This is a genomic window from Rhizobacter sp. P2_G4, assembly GCF_056403575.1.
Window position 1 is genome coordinate 1,168,397 of the sequence record NZ_JBFUFG010000001.1, and the last position, 16,230, is coordinate 1,184,626.

Sequence of the window (16,230 nt, forward strand, 5' to 3'; positions counted from 1 at the left end):
TCGGGGCAATGAGAGATCGGGTGGCCGCGATCGTACGCGGCTCAGGTGCCGGTCTGCGTGCCGCTGGAGAGCAGGTGCACGTGGTTGCTGCCGCCAGTGCGAAGGGCGGCGATGGCCGAACGGGCGCTGCGCATCATCAGCCCAAGGTCGGAGCCGATCGCCACGTAGTCGAACCCCGAGGCGCGGCATTGGGCGACCAGCTCGGGTGTTTCGCAGATGGTGCCGACCGCAATGCCGAGCGCCCTGGAGCGCTGAGCGGCCTGCGCCATCAGCTCCATCACGGCGGGGTGATGGGGCTCGCCCGCGTGCCCCATGGCTGCGGACAGGTTGGCCGGCCCGATGAAGAGCGCGTCGACTCCCTTCACCTGGGCGATGGCTTCCAACCGGTTGATGGCGGCCGGTGTCTCGAGTTGCGCGATCACACCGACGTGCTGATTGGCCGTCCTCAAGTAGTAGGGCGTGGTGCCGAAGCGAGAGGCGCGGCTCATGCCGGCCATGCCCCGTTGGCCGTCGGGCGGATACCGCGTGGCTGCGACAGCACGCTCGGCCTCGGCGGCGGTCTGGATCATCGGAAACAGCAGCGTGGTGGCGCCTGCATCGAGCACGCGCTTGACGACGACGGCGTCGTTCCAGGGCACCCTCACGACCGGTAGCATCTTGGTGCCGGCCACGGCCTGCAACAGGTGCACCACGCCCATCACGTCGAGCGGCGCGTGCTCCATGTCGATCACGCCCCAGTCGAAGCCCGCACAACCGATCGCTTCGGCCACGAGCGGGTTCGCCGACAGGATCCAGGTGCCGATGGGCGCGTGGCCGCCCGAGGACTTGAGGAGTTGCTGGAAGGCATTCATCGCGTCGGCCTCCTGTGGTCGCGTGGTGGCTGGCTAGTCGAGCTTGGCCCGCAGGTAGTGTGCGCCGGGAATCGGGTTGTAATAATAGGGCGGAACGTCCTCGAAGCCCAGGGTGGCGTACAGCTCACGGGCGGACTCCATGTCGTCCAGCGTATCGAGCAGCATGTACGAATAGCCGGCGCGACGGGCGTCGTCGAGCAGGCGCTGCGCCATCAGGCGGCCCATGCCGAAGCGGCGATAGGCCGGGCGTACGTAGAGCCGCTTCATCTCGCAGGCGTTGGGGTAGTCCACGTCGGCCAACGGACGAAAGGCGCCGCAGCCGGCCACGTCGTCGTCCACCATCGCCAGCAGCAACTGGCCGGTCGGTGCGGCGTACTCGCCAGGCAGCGTGGCCAACTCGGCTTCGAAGCCCTGAAAGTTCAGGTCGACGTCCAGGCTGGCGGCGTACTCGCGAAAGATCGACCGCGTGCTGGCAATCAATTCAGCCGTGTCGACCGTGATCAGGCGAACTGCAGGTGTGTCCATCTATCCCCCAGTGTCACCAGCTACCGACTGCGCCTGTGGGATACACGTTACGCAGATCGGGCGCAGGGCACACGGCATGGCGTTGATCGAAGTGAATGCAGTGCAAAGATAACCGGTCAAACTTGGCGTGGCGAGTGTGTCCGAGCGTTTGGAGTGGACACAGTGAACATTAGGGTCTGAAATAAAAAGCCCCTGCACGCTCAGGCCCGACGAGTATTCCGTGCTAGCTGCCATCTTCGCGGCGTGCTTTTGTCGTCGCTGTTCGTGGTGTGGCGCAGGTACCGTGCGATGGTGCGCGAACAAAGCCCGCAGGCCTGGGCGCAGCTGGCAAAGGCCTGGAGGCTGCGCGGCTGAATCAACGTGGGTGGGACGCGAGTTCCACCAACCCATTGCCTGCAGAGAAAACTGCTTTCAGCCTTGATGCAGGCGACTTCGGCTGAACGTCGAGGCCTTCAGGCTTCAGCGCCCGCATCACGGACTCTGGCAGACCTTCCCCTTTGAGCGATTGCAGGCGGACTGCACTGGCTGGCATGTCGTCGCATGGATGCTTCGACTCCCACTGAATCAAGGTTGGCAGCACACCACCACACAGTCGCCGGCCATCGGGTCGAACGCTGATTTGCCAGCGCAATTCGCCGCGTTCGACATGGATCGCTTCGCCGCCGTCCCACCCGGCTGACGACAACGCGCCCAGGTCGGCTTGCAAGTTCGAACTGCGAGCCACCCAGTGAATGAGTTGCGGACCTTCCGCCAGCGCCGCCTGCAGCGCCTCGTCATCCAGGTCATACCAACGGGTGCGGCCGGGCGGTGGGGCCTCCGGGTCGATGGCGATGATCTCGAGGTAGCTGTGCGGAAACGTGTCCGATGACAGGTTGACCAGCCGGTTGTGCGTGCCCATCAACGCGTGCCGCCCACCCGACCCTGGTGTGACGCCGAAGGTGGCCTCCACCACGCCACTCCCTCATCGAGCGAACGTGCGCCTACGACAAGGTGATCGAGCACGACAGCCATCACAGCACCAGTTCACCCCGGATACAGCTCACGCTGTGGCCGCCCACCCAGAGCGTGTGGCCGTCTTGCTCGATGCTCACGCGGCCGGCCCGCCCCAGGCGCTGGCCTTGGGCGGCGACATAGCGAGTCGGCGCGACGCCCGTGGCGATCAGCCACTGGCCGAGGCCGGCGTTCAGGCTGCCTGTCACCGGGTCTTCGGGGACGCCGATCGAAGCCGCAAAGGCGCGTACTTCGAACTGACACTCGCTGCCCGGCGCATGCGGTGCCACGACGCCCACCTTGGGCAGCGTCTTCAACGCGGAATGGTCGGGTTCGATGGCGAGCACGGTGTCGGCGCTATCGAGCAACAGGCCCAGCCACCTCGGCCCGTTGTTCAACCATTGCGAGGCACGCACCTGGTCGCGGCGCAGCCCCAAAGCCGGCAACACGCCATGGAGCGTCGGCTCATCCACCGATTCCATTTGCAGCGGCGGCGCGGCAAAGGCTGCTCGTTCACCAGTCAGGCGAATGCGCACCAGCCCCACGCCGCACTGCTGGATCACGATGCCGCGCGCACGCGGCTGCCCGCCAGCGCCGAGCCAGGCGTGGCAAGTACCCAGCGTCGGATGGCCGGCAAAGGGCAGTTCGCCGCCGGGTGTGAAGATGCGCAAGCGGTAGTCGGCCGCCGGGTCGCTGGGTTGCAGCAGGAAGCTCGTCTCCGACAGGTTGGTCCACTGCGCGAGCGTCTGCATCTGCGCATCGCTCAGGCCATCGGCGCCATGCACGACCGCCAGCGGGTTGCCCCGCAGTGGCTGGTCGGTGAACACGTCGACCTGGGTGAAGGGAAATGTGCTCATGCGGCCTCCTTCAGCGTCTGCGCCAGCATCTGGATGCCGCGCGTGATCTCGCCAGGCGACACCGTCACGAATGACAGGCGCAGCGTGTTGGCGCGAGGCTGGTCGGCATAGAAGGCAGCACCCGGCACGTACGCCATGCCGTGCGCCACTGCCTTGGGAAACAGTGCCACCGCGTCCACACCCGCGGGCAATTCGATCCAGAAGAACATGCCGCCGTGCGGTGTGTTCCAGCGGCAGCCGGTGGGCATGTGGGCGGTCAAGGCGGCGCTCATCGCGTCGCGCTGGGCGCGGTAGCGCTCGCGAATGGTCGGCACGTGCTTGAGCAGAAAGCCATCGCGGATCACCTCATGCACCACCCGCTGGTTGAAGCCCGGTGTGTGCAAGTCGGCTGCCTGCTTGGCCTGCAGCAGCTTGGGCATCAAGGTCTTGGGTGCGACGACATAACCCAGGCGCAAGCCGGGCGCGAGCACTTTCGAGAACGAGCCCAGGTAGACCGTACCCTCGGCCCAGCGTGAAGCCAGTGGCGCTGGCGGCGGCTCGTCGAACCACAGGTCGCCGTAGGGGTTGTCTTCGAGAATGGGCAGAGCCAGTGCCTGCGCCGACTTGACCAGCGCGTCTCGCCGACCGGCGCTGATGCAGCGGCCGCTCGGGTTCTGGAAGTTGGGCAGCGCGTACAGAAAGCGCGCGCCTCGGGCGGCGGCCAGGCCGTCGGGCAAGGGCCCGTCGTCATCACAGGCCACCGACACATACTCAGGTTCGTAGGGGTTGAAGGCCTGCAGCGCGCCGAGATAGGTCGGTGCCTCCACCGCCACCGTGCTGCCGACATCGATCAGCACCTTGCCGGCGAGATCCAGGCCTTGCTGCGAACCGGTGGTGATGAGCACCTGGGACGCGTCCACGCGCAGCCCTTGTGCGCCGAGTTCGCCCGCCACCCACTCGCGCAATGGACCGTAGCCTTCGCTCGCTGCGTACTGCAGCGCTTCGCGCGGCTGGTCGCGCAGCACGCGGGCGGTGGCCTCGCGCATCGCTTCGATGGGGAAGGTGTCGGGCGAAGGCAGGCCGCCCGCGAGCGAAATGATGCCCGGCTGCTCGGTCACCTTGAGGATCTCTCGGATGACCGAGGGGTTCATGCGCTCGGCGCGGCGCGCAAGCTTCCAGGGCGGGGTCGTGTTCATGTGCTTGATGTTTCTTTGTAGAGACCGGGGCGGGCAATTTCCATGATGCGATCGGGAAACTTGGAGGGTGTGAAACCGAAGCGGGCGTAGAGACCGTGCGCGTCGCGCGTGACGAGCATCGATCGTCGCAGGCCGGCGAGGTCGGGGTGCTGCATGACAGTCTCCATCAGCCAGATGCCCAGGCCGTGGCCGCGCATGCTTTCGAGCACGTAGACGTCGCAGAGGTAGGCGAAGGTGGCGCCGTCGGTGACGACGCGGGCGAAGCCAACTTGCGCGGCCGATGCGTCGTAGAGCCCGAAGCACAGTGAGCCCTGGATCGATTTCGCCACCAGCGCTGCCGATATGCCCTCGGCCCAGTACGAGCGGGTCAGATAGGCGTGGACCGCCGCGATGTCCAGCTGCTGCCGGTCGGTCGAGATCGTGAACCCGTCGCGTGTGGCTTCAAGCAACGCGAAACCCGTTTGGACTGTCATGCGGATACCTCTTTCAGCGGCAGGTTCGTGGGCATCTTCTTGCCGGCAAACACCGTGGCGATCACCGCCAGCGAGAACAGCAGTGTCACCGTATCCAGCTGCTCACCCAACACCGGCACCGCGAACAGCAGCGTCAAGAACGGCTGGACCAGTTGCACCTGGCTCACCCGCATCGTGCCGCCCAGCGCTAAGCCGCGGTACCAGGCGAAGAAGCCGATCCACATCGAAAACAGTGTCACGTAGCCAAAGCCCAGCCAGGCCGAAGCGCTGGCCGCTTGCGTGGGCCAGGCGAGCCAAGTCACCGGCCAGGTCAGCGGCACGCTGAGCACCAGCACCCAGCAGATCACGTGCTCAGCCGACCACTCGGCCGACAGCCGTGCGCCGGCCACATAGCCCACCGACGCGCTCAGCACCGCCAGCAGCAACAGCGCATCGGCACTGCTCACGCCTCCGCCGGCATAGAGGGCAAAGCCTAAAACCAGCACGAACCCCAGCACGGCGCAGGCCCAGAAGCCGGTCGATGGCCGTTGCCGCAGCGCGATTGCCGCCACCACCGCCGTGCCCAGCGGCAAGAGCCCGGTGACCACCGCCGCGTGCATGGCATCGACCTGCCGCAGCGCCAGGCTCAGGAACAAGGGAAAGCCGATGACCGTGCCCATGGCGCTGAGCAGCAGTGGCCCCAGGTGCCTTGCCTTCGGCAAAGGCGCTCGCGTCAGCAGCAGGTAGATCGCACTTAACACCGCGGCCAGCGCGGCGCGGCCCGCGGTGACAAAGAGTGGCGGCAACTGAGGGTCCGCCACCGAGCCCACGGCCAAGCGCGTCATCGGCGTGGTCATCGCGAACAAGGTCACGCCGGCCAAGCCAAGCCAAAGGCCTTTGGTTTCTGAGTGCATCGGCCCAGTTTATGGGCTTGTGCCAGCACAGAGCCGATACACTTGGCCGGCACATTTCTCGATCTGTATTGGTGCTCAGGCCAGCACATGAACTCTCCTCTGCCTTTGTCTCGCCAGTCCGACGCCACGCTCACCGAGCAGCTGTCGGGCCGTTTTGCCGAACACATCCGCCAGCATCTGATCGCGCCCGGCGCGAGGCTGCCATCGGTGCGCGAATGTGCGCGCCGCCACGGCGTGAGTCCATACACGGTGGTGGCTGCCTACGACCAGTTGCTGGCCCAAGGCCTGGTCGAGTCGCGCAAGCAGCGTGGCTTCTTCGTGCGCGACCAGCGGCGCAGCGCGGCGGCGGGCGACGAGGCGTCGATTTCGCCGTCGGTTTTGCAGCCCCGCATGGCAGCACCGGTCAGCGCGACCATGCTCGTCCGAAGCATGTTCCAGCCTCCGGGCAGCCGGCCCATGCCCGGCCTGGGCACTCTGCCGATGGACTGGCTCGACCTGCCGATGCTGAGCACCGCCCTGCGCCGTGTCAGCGGCGCGTCGCAGCTCGGCGCGCTGTCTCTGCAATACGGCGAGCCGGCCGGTGACTTGCGGCTGCGGCGCGTGCTGTCCTTGCGGCTGGGGGACTTGGGTGTGAAGGCAGTGCCCGAGCAGATCGTCACCACGCTGGGGGCGACCCAGGCGCTCGACATCGTTACGCGCAGCCTGCTGCGGGCAGGCGACTCAGTGCTGGTCGACGAGCCGGGCTGGTCGATCGAGTTCGCCCGCCTGGCAGCACTCGGCTTGCGCGTGCTGCCGGTGCCGCGTGGCGACGACGGGCCCGACCTCGCCGTGATGCAGCGCCTGATCGAAGCGCAGAAGCCGCACGAGCGCCCGCGGCTCTACGTCACCGTCTCGGTGCTGCACAACCCGACCGGGGCGTCGCTCTCGCTCGGCCACGCGCATCGCCTGCTCAAGCTGGCGCAGGCACACGACCTGCACATCCTTGAAGACGACACCTATGCGCACCTGGCGCCGGCCCACCTGCCGCGCTTGGCCGCGCTCGACGCGTTAGAGCGCACCATCTACATCTCGGGTTTCTCGAAGATCCTGGTGCCCAACTGGCGCGTGGGCTTCATGGCCGTGCCACCCGGTCTGGTCGACCGCATGATCGACACCAAGCTGCTGACCAGCCTCACCACGCCCAGCCTCATGGAGCAGGCCCTGGCGCATTGCCTGGAGCAGGGGCTGTTGCGGCGCCATGCCGAGCGGGTGGGGCAGAAGCTCGACGCGGCGCGCGCGCGATCGGTCAAACTTGCCGAATCGGCTGGCTGCCGGTTCGCGGCACCGCCACGCGGCCTGTTTGGCTGGGTCGATGCCGGTGTCGACACGGAACGTTTGTCGCATGCCATGGTCGATCAAGGGTGGCTGCTGGCGCCGGGTTCGCTGTTTCATGCGACACCGCGCCCGTCCACGCTGATGCGCATCAACTTTGCGACCACCCAGGACGCCACGTTCTGGCAGGCGCTGGAGCGTACACGCGAGGCGATTTAGCCCTCGTTTCAGCGCCTATAACCCACCTCCCGGCCGGGTTGCATTCGACCCGCCGGCTGACCTACATTCCCCCTTTCGTATGAGTTTGTTCGAACCCACCATCCCCTTTGGCGAGCCGGAGCTCATGCGGGTCAGCGACTTTCAGCGCTACCTCCATGAACCAGGCGGCCCGCGAGCGCGCGAGGTGCTCGAAACCGCTGTGCGCCAACCCGGTCTGAGCCAGTCGTTGCTGGCTGATCTGAGCCGTTTCGAGCAACGAGGCCAGGCCTCCGAGGCGCTTGAAGTGCTGGCTGCCTGTGTGCGCCATTCCGAGCAGGTGGTGATCCATCTGCAGATGGGCGACTCGGTCGTGCCCTTGACGGTGTTTGCGCTCGACCGCCTCGTGCACTGCCCGATCAACCTCGACACGCTGCTGTTCCACCGCCCCACCGAGCTGCGTGTTCTGCATGTCGAGCCCGCCATCCTGCGGCCGCCCGGCGACGAAGAGTTGTCCCTGGTGGGCGAAGACCAGCACTACCACTCGCTGCGGCCGGTGCTCTGGGAATTGGCGCTGCGCGGAGCGCGCAGCACCTTGCTGCCCGAGATCGCGGGGCACGTTGCTTATCGGGTTGCGCCGGGCATCGATCTCGGCGTGTTGCGCGTGTCCGGCGCGCTGATGGCCGCGGTGCAGCGGCTGCAGGGCGAGCGCGTGACACTGCGCGAGATGACCGACTGGCCAGGGATGGACACCGAACGGGCTGCACGTCTGCTGAATGCGCTGTACCTGCAGTCCGGGCTCATCGTCAGCCGTACCCGACCTGCCGGTTTCAGCGAGTCTTGGTTTGGCCGGTTGGGCTAGTTAAACGGCCCCCCAGTCGCTCTCGCTCCTGCCCCCATGGGGCGCCGCCTAGCGGCCCGGCAAAGCCGGTTCCGCGGGCGTTGCTTGAGGGCGCTTTTGCTTCGCTCAGCGAGCCCCTAGTGTTTCCCAGCGTTCCATAGCTGCCAGTAACTCAGCATCGAGTGCGGCGTAGCGGGATTGCGTTGTTGCCAGCTTCTTTGCGTCGGCATAAATCTCGGTGCCTGCCAGCAGGTCGGCTAGTGTCTTTTGCTCCGCTTCGAGTGCTTCTATGCGCCCTGGCAGCGCTTCGAGTTCGCGCTGTTCCTTGTAGCTGAGCTTCGCCTTTTTGACGACCGGAGCAGGGGCTGCTGCGGACGCTGAAGCTGATGGCTTGGCGGCCGGCTTTTCGCGCAGGCTGCGGGCGCGTGTTTGCTGCGCCTTCCAGTCTTCGTAGCCGCCTTCGTACTCGCGCCAGAAGCCTGGCGACTCGTCGCCTTCCCAGGCGATGGTGCTGGTCACCACGTTGTCGAGAAAGCGCCGGTCGTGGCTCACCAGGAACACGGTGCCTGGGTAGCCCTGCAGCAGCTCTTCCAGCAGCTCTAGCGTGTCGATGTCGAGGTCGTTGGTCGGTTCGTCGAGCACCAGCACGTTGGCGGGCAGCGCAAACAGGCGCGCCAGCAGCACGCGGTTGCGCTCGCCACCGCTCAAGGTGCGCACCGGCGAGTTGGCACGCTCCGGTGAGAACAGGAAGTCGTTGAGGTAGCTCATCACGTGCTTGCGCTGGCCGTTGAACTCGACCCATTCGCTGCCGGGGCTGATGGTGTCGGCCAGCGTCGCGTCGAGCTTGAGCGTGCTGCGCATCTGGTCGAAGTAGGCGACCTCGAGCTTGGTGCCCTGGCGCACATGGCCCGAGTCGGGCTTCAATTCACCGAGGATGAGCTTGAGCAGCGTGGTCTTGCCAGCGCCGTTGGGGCCGATCAGCCCGACCTTGTCGCCACGCAAAATGGTGGCGGTGAAGTCCTTGACGATGACCTTCTCGCCGAAGCTCAGGTTCACATCGCGCAGTTCGGCAACGATCTTGCCGCTGGGCGCGCCGGAGTCCACTTCGAGTCGAACCTGGCCCAGCGAGTCGCGGCGCTTCTGGCGCTGGTCGCGCAGCACCTCGAGGCGCTGGATGCGGGCCACGCTTCGCGTGCGGCGCGCTTCCACGCCCTTGCGGATCCACACTTCTTCCTGCGCCAGCAGCTTGTCGGCGCGTGCATTGGCCAGCGCGTCGGAGGCGAGCTGCTCTTCCTTCATGCGCTCATAGGCGCTGAAATTGCCCGGGTAGCTGCGGATGATGCCGCGGTCGAGTTCGACGATGCGGGTCGCCACGGCATCGAGGAAGGCGCGGTCGTGGGTGATCAGCATCACGCTGCCCTTGAAGCCGCGCAGCAGCTCTTCGAGCCAGGCGATGGAGTCGAGGTCGAGGTGGTTGGTCGGCTCGTCGAGCAGCAGCACGTCGGGCACCGCCACCAGCGCCTGGGCCAGTGCCACGCGTTTCTTCATGCCGCCCGAGAGCTGACTGATCTCGCGCGTGCCATCGAGGTGAAGCTGCGCGAGCGTGGTGTCGACGCGCTGCTCCCAGTTCCATGCATCGAGCGCCTCGATGCGCGTCTGCAAGGCATCGAGGTCGACGCCTTCGGCATGTTCTTCGTAGGCCTGGCGCACGGCGCGGGCCTCGGCCACGCCTTCGCTCACCGCCTCGAACACGGTGTGGCCGGGTTCGAAGACCGGTTCTTGCGGCACATAGCAGATGCGCACGCCCTGCGTCATCTGCAGCAGGCCGTCGTCGAGCTTCTCGAGCCCGGCGATGATCTTCAGCATCGACGACTTGCCGGCACCGTTGCGGCCGATCAGGCCGAGGCGTTCACCCGATTCGAGCGAGAACGCCGCGTTGTCGAGCAGGGCCACGTGGCCGAAGGCCAAGTGGGCGTTGGAGAGCGAAAGGACGGCCATGGCGGTTTCTGAGCGAAACCGCCATTGTCGCGCTCCGGGGCCGCGCGTTCTACGTCAGGGCTTCAGCGCCTGCTCCAGCGCGTCGACAAACATGCTTGCGACGTCGAAGCCGGTCTGCCTGGTGATCTCTTGAAACCCGGTCGGGCTGGTGACGTTGATCTCGGTGACGCAGTCGCCAATGATGTCCAGCCCCACCAGCAGCAGGCCGCGTGCAGCGAGCACCGGGCCGATCGCTTCGGCGATCTCGCGGTCGCGCGCCGACAGCGGCTGCGCCACGCCCTTGCCGCCGACCGCCATGTTGCCGCGGATCTCGCTGCCCTGTGGAATGCGCGCCAGTGCATGCGGCACCGGCTTGCCGCCGATCAAAAGCACGCGCTTGTCGCCCTTGACGATTTCAGGCAGGTAGCGCTGCACCATCACCGTCTCGGCGCCGTGCTTGTTCAGCGTCTCGATGATGCTGCCGAGGTTCAACCCGTCGGGACCGACGCGGAAGATGCCCATGCCGCCCATGCCGTCGAGCGGCTTGAGGATGATGTCTTGATGCTCGGCGTGGAACTCGCGGATGTGAGCCGCATGCCGTGTCACCAACGTGGGGCCGATGAACTGCGGGAACTCGAGGATCGCAAGCTTCTCGGGATGCTCGCGCAAGGCAGATGGCTTGTTGAACACGCGCGCGCCTTCGCGCTCGGCCTGCCCGAGCAGGTGGGTGGCGTAGAAGTATTCGCTGTCGAAGGGCGGGTCGCTGCGCATCAGCACCGCATCCACATCGGCGAGGGCGACTGCCGCCTGCGCTTCGGGGGCGAACCAGTCGTGCTCGTCACCGGTGAGCGTGAAGGCGCGCGCCTGCGCCATGACGCGCCCACCGCGCTGCCAGCCTAGGTCGCGTGCTTCGCACGCCAGCAGCGTATGCCCGCGCGACGCGGCCTCGCGCATCATCGCGAAGGTCGAATCCTTGTAGGTCTTGAAGCCTTCCAGTGGGTCGGCGACGAACAGCAGCTTCATGGGGCGAGTCTCAAGCGAGGAGAGGCCGCCACTGTTGCACAAAACCTCGCCGGCAACGCAAGTCGCTCGTCAAGCCATGCGTCAGGCACGGGTCTCCTCGAACTAGATTTCGACTTTAGAGCCGAGTTCGACGACACGGTTGGTTGGCAGGCTAAGGAAGTCGGCGGCGCCGCTGGCGTTGTGGTGCATGCTCGCGAAGAGCTTCTCGCGCCACATCGTCATGCCCTTGCCGAGCGTGGGGATCACGATGTCGCGCGACAGGAAGTACGAGGTCTCCATGTCATCGAGCTGCACGCCGCGGCCTCGCAGCAGCGCCAAGGCTTCGGGCACATCGGGGTCGTTCTTGAAGCCGAAGTTGAGCGTGACCTGCCAGCAGTCGTGGCCCAGCGGCTCCATCTCGCAGCGCCTGTTGAAGCCGATCCACGGGACTTCGTGGTGCTTCACGGTGACGAAGAGGTTGGTCTCGTGCAGCACCTTGTTGTGCTTGAGGTTGTGCAGCAGCGCATTCGGCGTGATGCCCTGGTCGCTGACCAGGAACACGGCGGTGCCGCTGACGCGTGTGGGCGGGCTCACGAACACGGCCTCGAGAAAACTCTTCAAGTCGATGGCGTCGTCGCGTAGGCGTTCGCGCATCAGGTAGCGGCCTTGCTTCCACGTCATCATCAGCATGAACATCACGATGCCGATGGCCACGGGGAACCAGCCACCGTCGAACACCTTCACGATGTTGGCCGAGAAGTACACCATGTCGACCACGAAGAAGAAGCCCGTGGCGGCAACGCACACCCACCAGGGGTACTTCCACCCGTAGCGGATCACGAAGAACGTCATCGTCGTGGTGATCAGCATGTCGATGGTTACCGCGATGCCATAGGCCGAGGCCAGCTTGCTGCTGCTGCCGAACACCACCACCGCCAACACGATGCAGCCGTAGAGCGTCCAGTTGATGAAGGGAACGTAGATCTGGCCCGTCTCCTTGACGGAGGTGTGGGTCACGCGCAGCCGCGGCAGGTAACCCAGCTGGATGGCCTGCTTGGTGACCGAGAACGCCGCGGTGATGAGCGCCTGCGAGGCGATGACGGTCGCGCCGGTCGCGAGCGCGATCAACGGATACAACGCCCATTGCGGAGCCATCTCATAGAACGGGTTTTTAACGTTCTCGGGGTGCTCCAGCAGCATGGCGCCCTGGCCGAAATAGTTGATCACCAGCGCTGGCATCACCAGGCCGAACCAGGCGAGGCGAATCGGCCGTTTGCCGAAGTGGCCCATGTCGGCATACAGCGCCTCGGCACCGGTGACGCACAACACCACCGAACCGAGGGCAATGAAGGCGACGCCGGGGTGCGCACCCAGAAAGATCAGCGCATACAACGGGCTCAGGGCCCACAGCACGTCCGGGTTGCTCGCGATGTGGATCACGCCCAGGACCGTGAGAACGGCGAACCAAACGGCCGTCACCGGGCCGAAAAGCTTGCCGACGCTGGCAGAGCCATGGCGTTGCACGAGGAACAGGGCGGTCAACACCAGCAGCGTCACCGGCACGATGTAGTGATGCAGGCCGGGTGCGGCGACTTCCAGGCCTTCCACGGCAGATAGCACCGAGATGGCCGGCGTGATCACGCCATCGCCAAAGAAGATCGCCGTCCCGAAGATGCCCAGCAACAACAGGCGCCGACGCAGCTCTGGCCTGTCTCTAACTGCCTGCGAAGCGAGCGCCAACATGGCGATCAAGCCGCCCTCGCCATTGTTGTCGGCTCGCAAGATGAGCGCGACGTACTTGAGGGAAACAACGACCGTCAGCGTCCAGAACACCAGCGACAGCACGCCGTAGATGTTCTCCGGTGTCAACGGCACGCGGCCGTGGGCGAACACTTCCTTGAGTGCGTAGAGAGGGCTGGTGCCGATGTCGCCGTAGACGACGCCGATGGCGCCGAGCGTGAGCGCCGCGAGGCTGGAGCTGGGACGAGGAGGGTTCACAGTCAACCAAACCTGCGCAAGCGGCCTGGCTCAAACACAAAGAGCGGCTATTGTGCTCCGTGCTTTGGGGGCAAATCGCCCACCGCCGTGGGGCCCGGTTGCAATTTGTTGCAGTGCAGCAACGGCCTTGCTACCGTCGAACCGTTCACGAAATAGCGTCGGACACGCCTTATTCATACACCTCGGCATCGGGGTCCGTGGCTTCCAGCTCATAGCTGGAAGCCAGCATGGCCAACCGCGCAATCACGCCGTACATGTAGAACCGGTTCGGTGCGCTGGCACCAGGCTTGACCCCAGGCCGGGGCAGCTGGTTCGACTCGGCAAAGGCCAGTGGCACGAAGCTGGCCCCCGGGGAGTTGAGGTTCTCGTCGATGCCGCGCTCGGCATTCACACGGTAGAAGCCACCCACCACGTAGCGGTCGATCATGTAGACCACGGGCTCTGCCACCGCGTCGTTCACGCGTTCGTAGGTGGGCACGCCTTCTTGCAGGATGACCTCGGTGACCTCTTGCCCGTCCTTGATCACGCTCATCTTGTTGCGCGATTTGCGGTTCAGGTCGACCAACTCCTTCGGATCCCGCACCGTCATGATGCCCATGCCATAGGTACCGGCATCGGCCTTCACGATGATGAACGGCTTCTCCTGGATGCCGTATTCCTTGTACTTGCGCTTGATCTTGCCCAGCAGGGCCTCGGCATTGCTGGCCAGACACTCTTCACCGACACGGTCGTTGAAGTTCACTTCACCGCAACGCGCAAACATCGGGTTGATGAGCCACGGGTCCATGCCCAGAAGCTTGGCGAACTTCTTGGCTACTTCTTCATAAGCCTGAAAGTGGTTGGTCTTGCGGCGCACGGCCCAGCCGGCGTGCAGTGGTGGCAGCAGGTATTGCTCGTGCAGACCTTCCAGCACCTTGGGCAGGCCGGCGGACAAGTCGTTGTTCAGCAAGATGGTGCAGGGGTCGAAATCCTTCAGCCCCAGGCGCCCGCGCGTGCGCACCAAAGGTTCGACCGTGAGCGACGAGCCGTCGGGCAGCTCGATCTCGGTCGGCGCCTTGACGCTGTCGTCCAGCGTTCCCAGGCGCACGTTGAGGCCCGCCTGGTGAAAGATCTGCTTCAGGCGCACCACGTTGCTCAGATAGAAGGTGTTGCGCGTGTGCTTCTCGGGAATCAGCAGCAGGTTCTTGGCTTCGGGGCAGATCTTCTCGATGGCAGCCATGGCCGCCTGCACGGCCAGCGGCAGCATTTCTTGCGTGAGGTTGTTGAAGCCGCCGGGGAACAAGTTTGTGTCGACCGGTGCCAGCTTGAAGCCGGCATTGCGCAAATCGACCGAGGTGTAGAACGGAGGCGTGTGCTCCATCCACTCGAGGCGGAACCAGCGCTCGATGGCCGGCAGCGACTCGAGAATGCGCTGCTCCAGTTCGTTGATCGGGCCGGTCAGCGCAGTGATGAGGTGAGGAACCATGATGAGCAGGAGGCCCGAAAACGCCAGAGGAATGGAATTCTAGGCACTTGGGGCTCGTTGCGCGGACTGCAAGCGGCACGAGGCTCCAGCGGCGTGAGAAACCGCGCACCCATGAAAAAGGCCACCTCGCGGTGGCCTTTTCGTTTGCCGAAGTGGCGACTTACTGGTGGTAAGCCGTCTCGCCGTGGGACGTGATGTCCAGGCCTTCGCGTTCTTCTTCTTCCGGAACGCGCAGACCGATCACCAGGTCAACGATCTTGAAGGCGACCAACGAGACCACGCCCGACCAGACAACGGTCAGCAGCACAGCCTTGAGCTGGATCCAGACCTGGGCACCGATGCCGTTGGACGTCACAGAAGCCGTCACCCAGTCACCGACGAGGCCCGGGCCACCCAGCGATTGGGCGTTGAACACGCCGGTGAGCAGCGCGCCGACGATACCGCCGACACCGTGCACGCCGAACACGTCGAGCGAGTCATCGGCACCGAGCAGCTTCTTCAGGCCGGTGACGCCCCACAGGCAAGCGAAGCCGGCGATGAAGCCGATGATGATCGCGCCCATGATGCCCACGTTGCCTGCAGCCGGCGTGATGGCGACGAGGCCAGCGACAGCGCCCGAAGCGGCACCCAGCATCGAGGCCTTGCCCTTCATCAGCGATTCACCGATGCACCATGCCAACACCGCAGCGGACGTTGCCGAGAAGGTGTTCATGAAGGCCAGCACGGCGCTGTTGCCTGCTTCCAGGGCCGAACCGGCGTTGAAGCCGAACCAGCCCACCCACAGCAGCGAAGCACCGACCATCGTCAGCGTCAGCGAGTGCGGCGTGAAGGCTTCTTTGCCGTAGCCGACGCGCTTGCCAACCATGTAGGCACCGACCAAGCCTGCAACGGCGGCGTTGATGTGCACCACGGTACCGCCCGCGAAGTCGAGTGCGCCCCATTGCCAGATCAGGCCGGCCTTGGAGTTCATTTCATCGACGACTGCAGCCGAGCCGTAGGCGTCCGGGCCCATCCAGTACCAGACCATGTGAGCGATCGGGGCGTAGCTGAAGGTGAACCACAGCGCCATGAACAGCAGAACGGCCGAGAACTTGATGCGTTCTGCGAAGGCGCCAACGATCAGGCAGCACGTGATGCCGGCGAACGTGGCTTGGAACGCTGCGAACAGAAGCTCGGGGATGTAGACGCCTTTGCTGAACGTGGCGCCCATGGCGAAGGTGCCAGCGGATGCGTCGAACATGCCCTTCATGAAGAGCCGATCCAGGCCGCCGATGAACTTGTTGCCCTCGGTGAATGCCAAGCTGTAGCCGTAGATCATCCACAGCACGACGATCAACGAGAACGTGACCATCACCTGCATCAGCACCGACAGCATGTTCTTGCTGCGCACCAAGCCGCCGTAGAACAGTGCGAGACCTGGCACTGTCATCATGATGACGAGCAGGGTCGCGACGATCATCCAGGCCACGTCGCCCTTGTTGGCGACGGGAGCCGGTGCGGCAGAAGCGGCGGGGGCAGCCGCCGAAGCAGCAGCCTCAGGCGCAGAGGCTGCTCCAGGAGTTGCTGCAACGGAAGCAGCTGCTTCTGGTGCGGAGGCCGCCTGCGAAAACGCGGCTCCGCTGAAGCCCAGGACCGACAGGCCCAGGACGAGGGTTGCAATGAGTTTTTTCATGGTTG

At 65.2% G+C, this 16,230-nt stretch carries 14 protein-coding genes; 2 read left to right on the forward strand and 12 right to left on the reverse strand.

Annotation, left to right across the window (positions count from 1 at the left end):
• Positions 1 to 41 precede the first annotated feature (41 nt).
• The 7 genes from AC1DYS_RS05545 to AC1DYS_RS05575 form a co-directional block, all read right to left on the reverse strand.
• Positions 42 to 851: an HpcH/HpaI aldolase family protein gene (locus tag AC1DYS_RS05545; RefSeq protein ID WP_477896831.1), complete on the reverse strand. Its 810-nt coding sequence runs from the start codon at positions 849 to 851 to the stop codon at positions 42 to 44.
• A 33-nt stretch (positions 852 to 884) separates the two neighbouring features.
• Positions 885 to 1,376, reverse strand: coding sequence for a GNAT family N-acetyltransferase (locus tag AC1DYS_RS05550; protein ID WP_477896833.1), 492 nt, complete (start codon positions 1,374 to 1,376; stop codon positions 885 to 887).
• Between the two features lie 355 nt (positions 1,377 to 1,731).
• On the reverse strand, positions 1,732 to 2,325 hold the full coding sequence (locus tag AC1DYS_RS05555) for a VOC family protein (protein WP_477896835.1): 594 nt from the start codon (positions 2,323 to 2,325) through the stop codon (positions 1,732 to 1,734).
• Positions 2,326 to 2,386: 61 nt separating this feature from the next.
• Positions 2,387 to 3,223: a PhzF family phenazine biosynthesis protein gene (locus tag AC1DYS_RS05560; protein ID WP_477896837.1), complete on the reverse strand. Its 837-nt coding sequence runs from the start codon at positions 3,221 to 3,223 to the stop codon at positions 2,387 to 2,389.
• Positions 3,220 to 4,398 (reverse strand): aminotransferase-like domain-containing protein, encoded by a 1,179-nt coding sequence (locus AC1DYS_RS05565; RefSeq protein WP_477896839.1) that lies wholly within the window; start codon positions 4,396 to 4,398, stop codon positions 3,220 to 3,222. The genes AC1DYS_RS05560 and AC1DYS_RS05565 overlap by 4 nt, the downstream gene beginning before the upstream one ends.
• On the reverse strand, positions 4,395 to 4,871 hold the full coding sequence (locus tag AC1DYS_RS05570) for a GNAT family N-acetyltransferase (protein ID WP_477896841.1): 477 nt from the start codon (positions 4,869 to 4,871) through the stop codon (positions 4,395 to 4,397). Before AC1DYS_RS05570 ends, AC1DYS_RS05565 begins: the two co-directional genes overlap by 4 nt.
• Positions 4,868 to 5,764, reverse strand: coding sequence for a DMT family transporter (locus tag AC1DYS_RS05575; protein ID WP_477896843.1), 897 nt, complete (start codon positions 5,762 to 5,764; stop codon positions 4,868 to 4,870). The genes AC1DYS_RS05570 and AC1DYS_RS05575 overlap by 4 nt, the downstream gene beginning before the upstream one ends.
• 87 nt (positions 5,765 to 5,851) lie before the next feature.
• On the opposite strand from AC1DYS_RS05575, the gene AC1DYS_RS05580 reads away from it, so the two are divergent.
• Positions 5,852 to 7,294, forward strand: a complete 1,443-nt coding sequence (locus tag AC1DYS_RS05580; RefSeq protein WP_477896845.1) for an aminotransferase-like domain-containing protein — start codon at positions 5,852 to 5,854, stop codon at positions 7,292 to 7,294.
• A gap of 79 nt (positions 7,295 to 7,373) precedes the next feature.
• On the forward strand, positions 7,374 to 8,132 hold the full coding sequence (locus tag AC1DYS_RS05585) for a hypothetical protein (protein ID WP_477896847.1): 759 nt from the start codon (positions 7,374 to 7,376) through the stop codon (positions 8,130 to 8,132).
• A gap of 105 nt (positions 8,133 to 8,237) precedes the next feature.
• On the opposite strand, the gene AC1DYS_RS05590 is transcribed toward AC1DYS_RS05585, so the two are convergent.
• The 5 genes from AC1DYS_RS05590 to AC1DYS_RS05610 all read right to left on the reverse strand — a co-directional run bounded on the left by AC1DYS_RS05590 (position 8,238) and on the right by AC1DYS_RS05610 (position 16,225).
• Positions 8,238 to 10,109 carry an ATP-binding cassette domain-containing protein gene (locus AC1DYS_RS05590; protein WP_477896849.1) on the reverse strand — a complete coding sequence of 624 codons (1,872 nt, stop codon included), beginning with the start codon at positions 10,107 to 10,109 and terminating at the stop codon, positions 8,238 to 8,240.
• Positions 10,110 to 10,163: 54 nt separating this feature from the next.
• On the reverse strand, positions 10,164 to 11,111 hold the full coding sequence (gene gshB, locus AC1DYS_RS05595) for a glutathione synthase (protein ID WP_477896851.1): 948 nt from the start codon (positions 11,109 to 11,111) through the stop codon (positions 10,164 to 10,166).
• A 102-nt stretch (positions 11,112 to 11,213) separates the two neighbouring features.
• Positions 11,214 to 13,094, reverse strand: a complete 1,881-nt coding sequence (locus AC1DYS_RS05600) for a potassium transporter Kup (RefSeq protein ID WP_477896853.1) — start codon at positions 13,092 to 13,094, stop codon at positions 11,214 to 11,216.
• Positions 13,095 to 13,257: 163 nt separating this feature from the next.
• A complete protein-coding gene (gene gshA / locus AC1DYS_RS05605; RefSeq protein ID WP_047487483.1) occupies positions 13,258 to 14,553 on the reverse strand; it encodes a glutamate--cysteine ligase in 1,296 nt (431 codons plus the stop codon).
• 160 nt (positions 14,554 to 14,713) lie between these two features.
• Entirely contained in the window at positions 14,714 to 16,225 is a 1,512-nt protein-coding gene (locus AC1DYS_RS05610) for an ammonium transporter (RefSeq protein WP_477896856.1), read from the reverse strand.
• Between the last annotated feature and the right edge of the window lie 5 nt (positions 16,226 to 16,230).

Excerpts from the sequence above, each read along its gene's own strand:
- AC1DYS_RS05545 (WP_477896831.1), bottom strand. The coding sequence starts at position 851 with ATGAATGCCTTCCAGCAACTCCTCAAGTCCTCGGGCGGCCACGCGCCC.
- AC1DYS_RS05550 (WP_477896833.1), bottom strand. The coding sequence starts at position 1,376 with ATGGACACACCTGCAGTTCGCCTGATCACGGTCGACACGGCTGAATTG.
- AC1DYS_RS05560 (WP_477896837.1), bottom strand. The coding sequence starts at position 3,223 with ATGAGCACATTTCCCTTCACCCAGGTCGACGTGTTCACCGACCAGCCA.
- AC1DYS_RS05565 (WP_477896839.1), bottom strand. The coding sequence starts at position 4,398 with ATGAACACGACCCCGCCCTGGAAGCTTGCGCGCCGCGCCGAGCGCATG.
- AC1DYS_RS05570 (WP_477896841.1), bottom strand. The coding sequence starts at position 4,871 with ATGACAGTCCAAACGGGTTTCGCGTTGCTTGAAGCCACACGCGACGGG.
- AC1DYS_RS05575 (WP_477896843.1), bottom strand. The coding sequence starts at position 5,764 with ATGCACTCAGAAACCAAAGGCCTTTGGCTTGGCTTGGCCGGCGTGACC.
- AC1DYS_RS05580 (WP_477896845.1), top strand. The coding sequence starts at position 5,852 with ATGAACTCTCCTCTGCCTTTGTCTCGCCAGTCCGACGCCACGCTCACC.
- AC1DYS_RS05585 (WP_477896847.1), top strand. The coding sequence starts at position 7,374 with ATGAGTTTGTTCGAACCCACCATCCCCTTTGGCGAGCCGGAGCTCATG.
- AC1DYS_RS05590 (WP_477896849.1), bottom strand. The coding sequence starts at position 10,109 with ATGGCCGTCCTTTCGCTCTCCAACGCCCACTTGGCCTTCGGCCACGTG.
- gshB (WP_477896851.1), bottom strand. The coding sequence starts at position 11,111 with ATGAAGCTGCTGTTCGTCGCCGACCCACTGGAAGGCTTCAAGACCTAC.
- gshA (WP_047487483.1), bottom strand. The coding sequence starts at position 14,553 with ATGGTTCCTCACCTCATCACTGCGCTGACCGGCCCGATCAACGAACTG.
- AC1DYS_RS05610 (WP_477896856.1), bottom strand. The coding sequence starts at position 16,225 with ATGAAAAAACTCATTGCAACCCTCGTCCTGGGCCTGTCGGTCCTGGGC.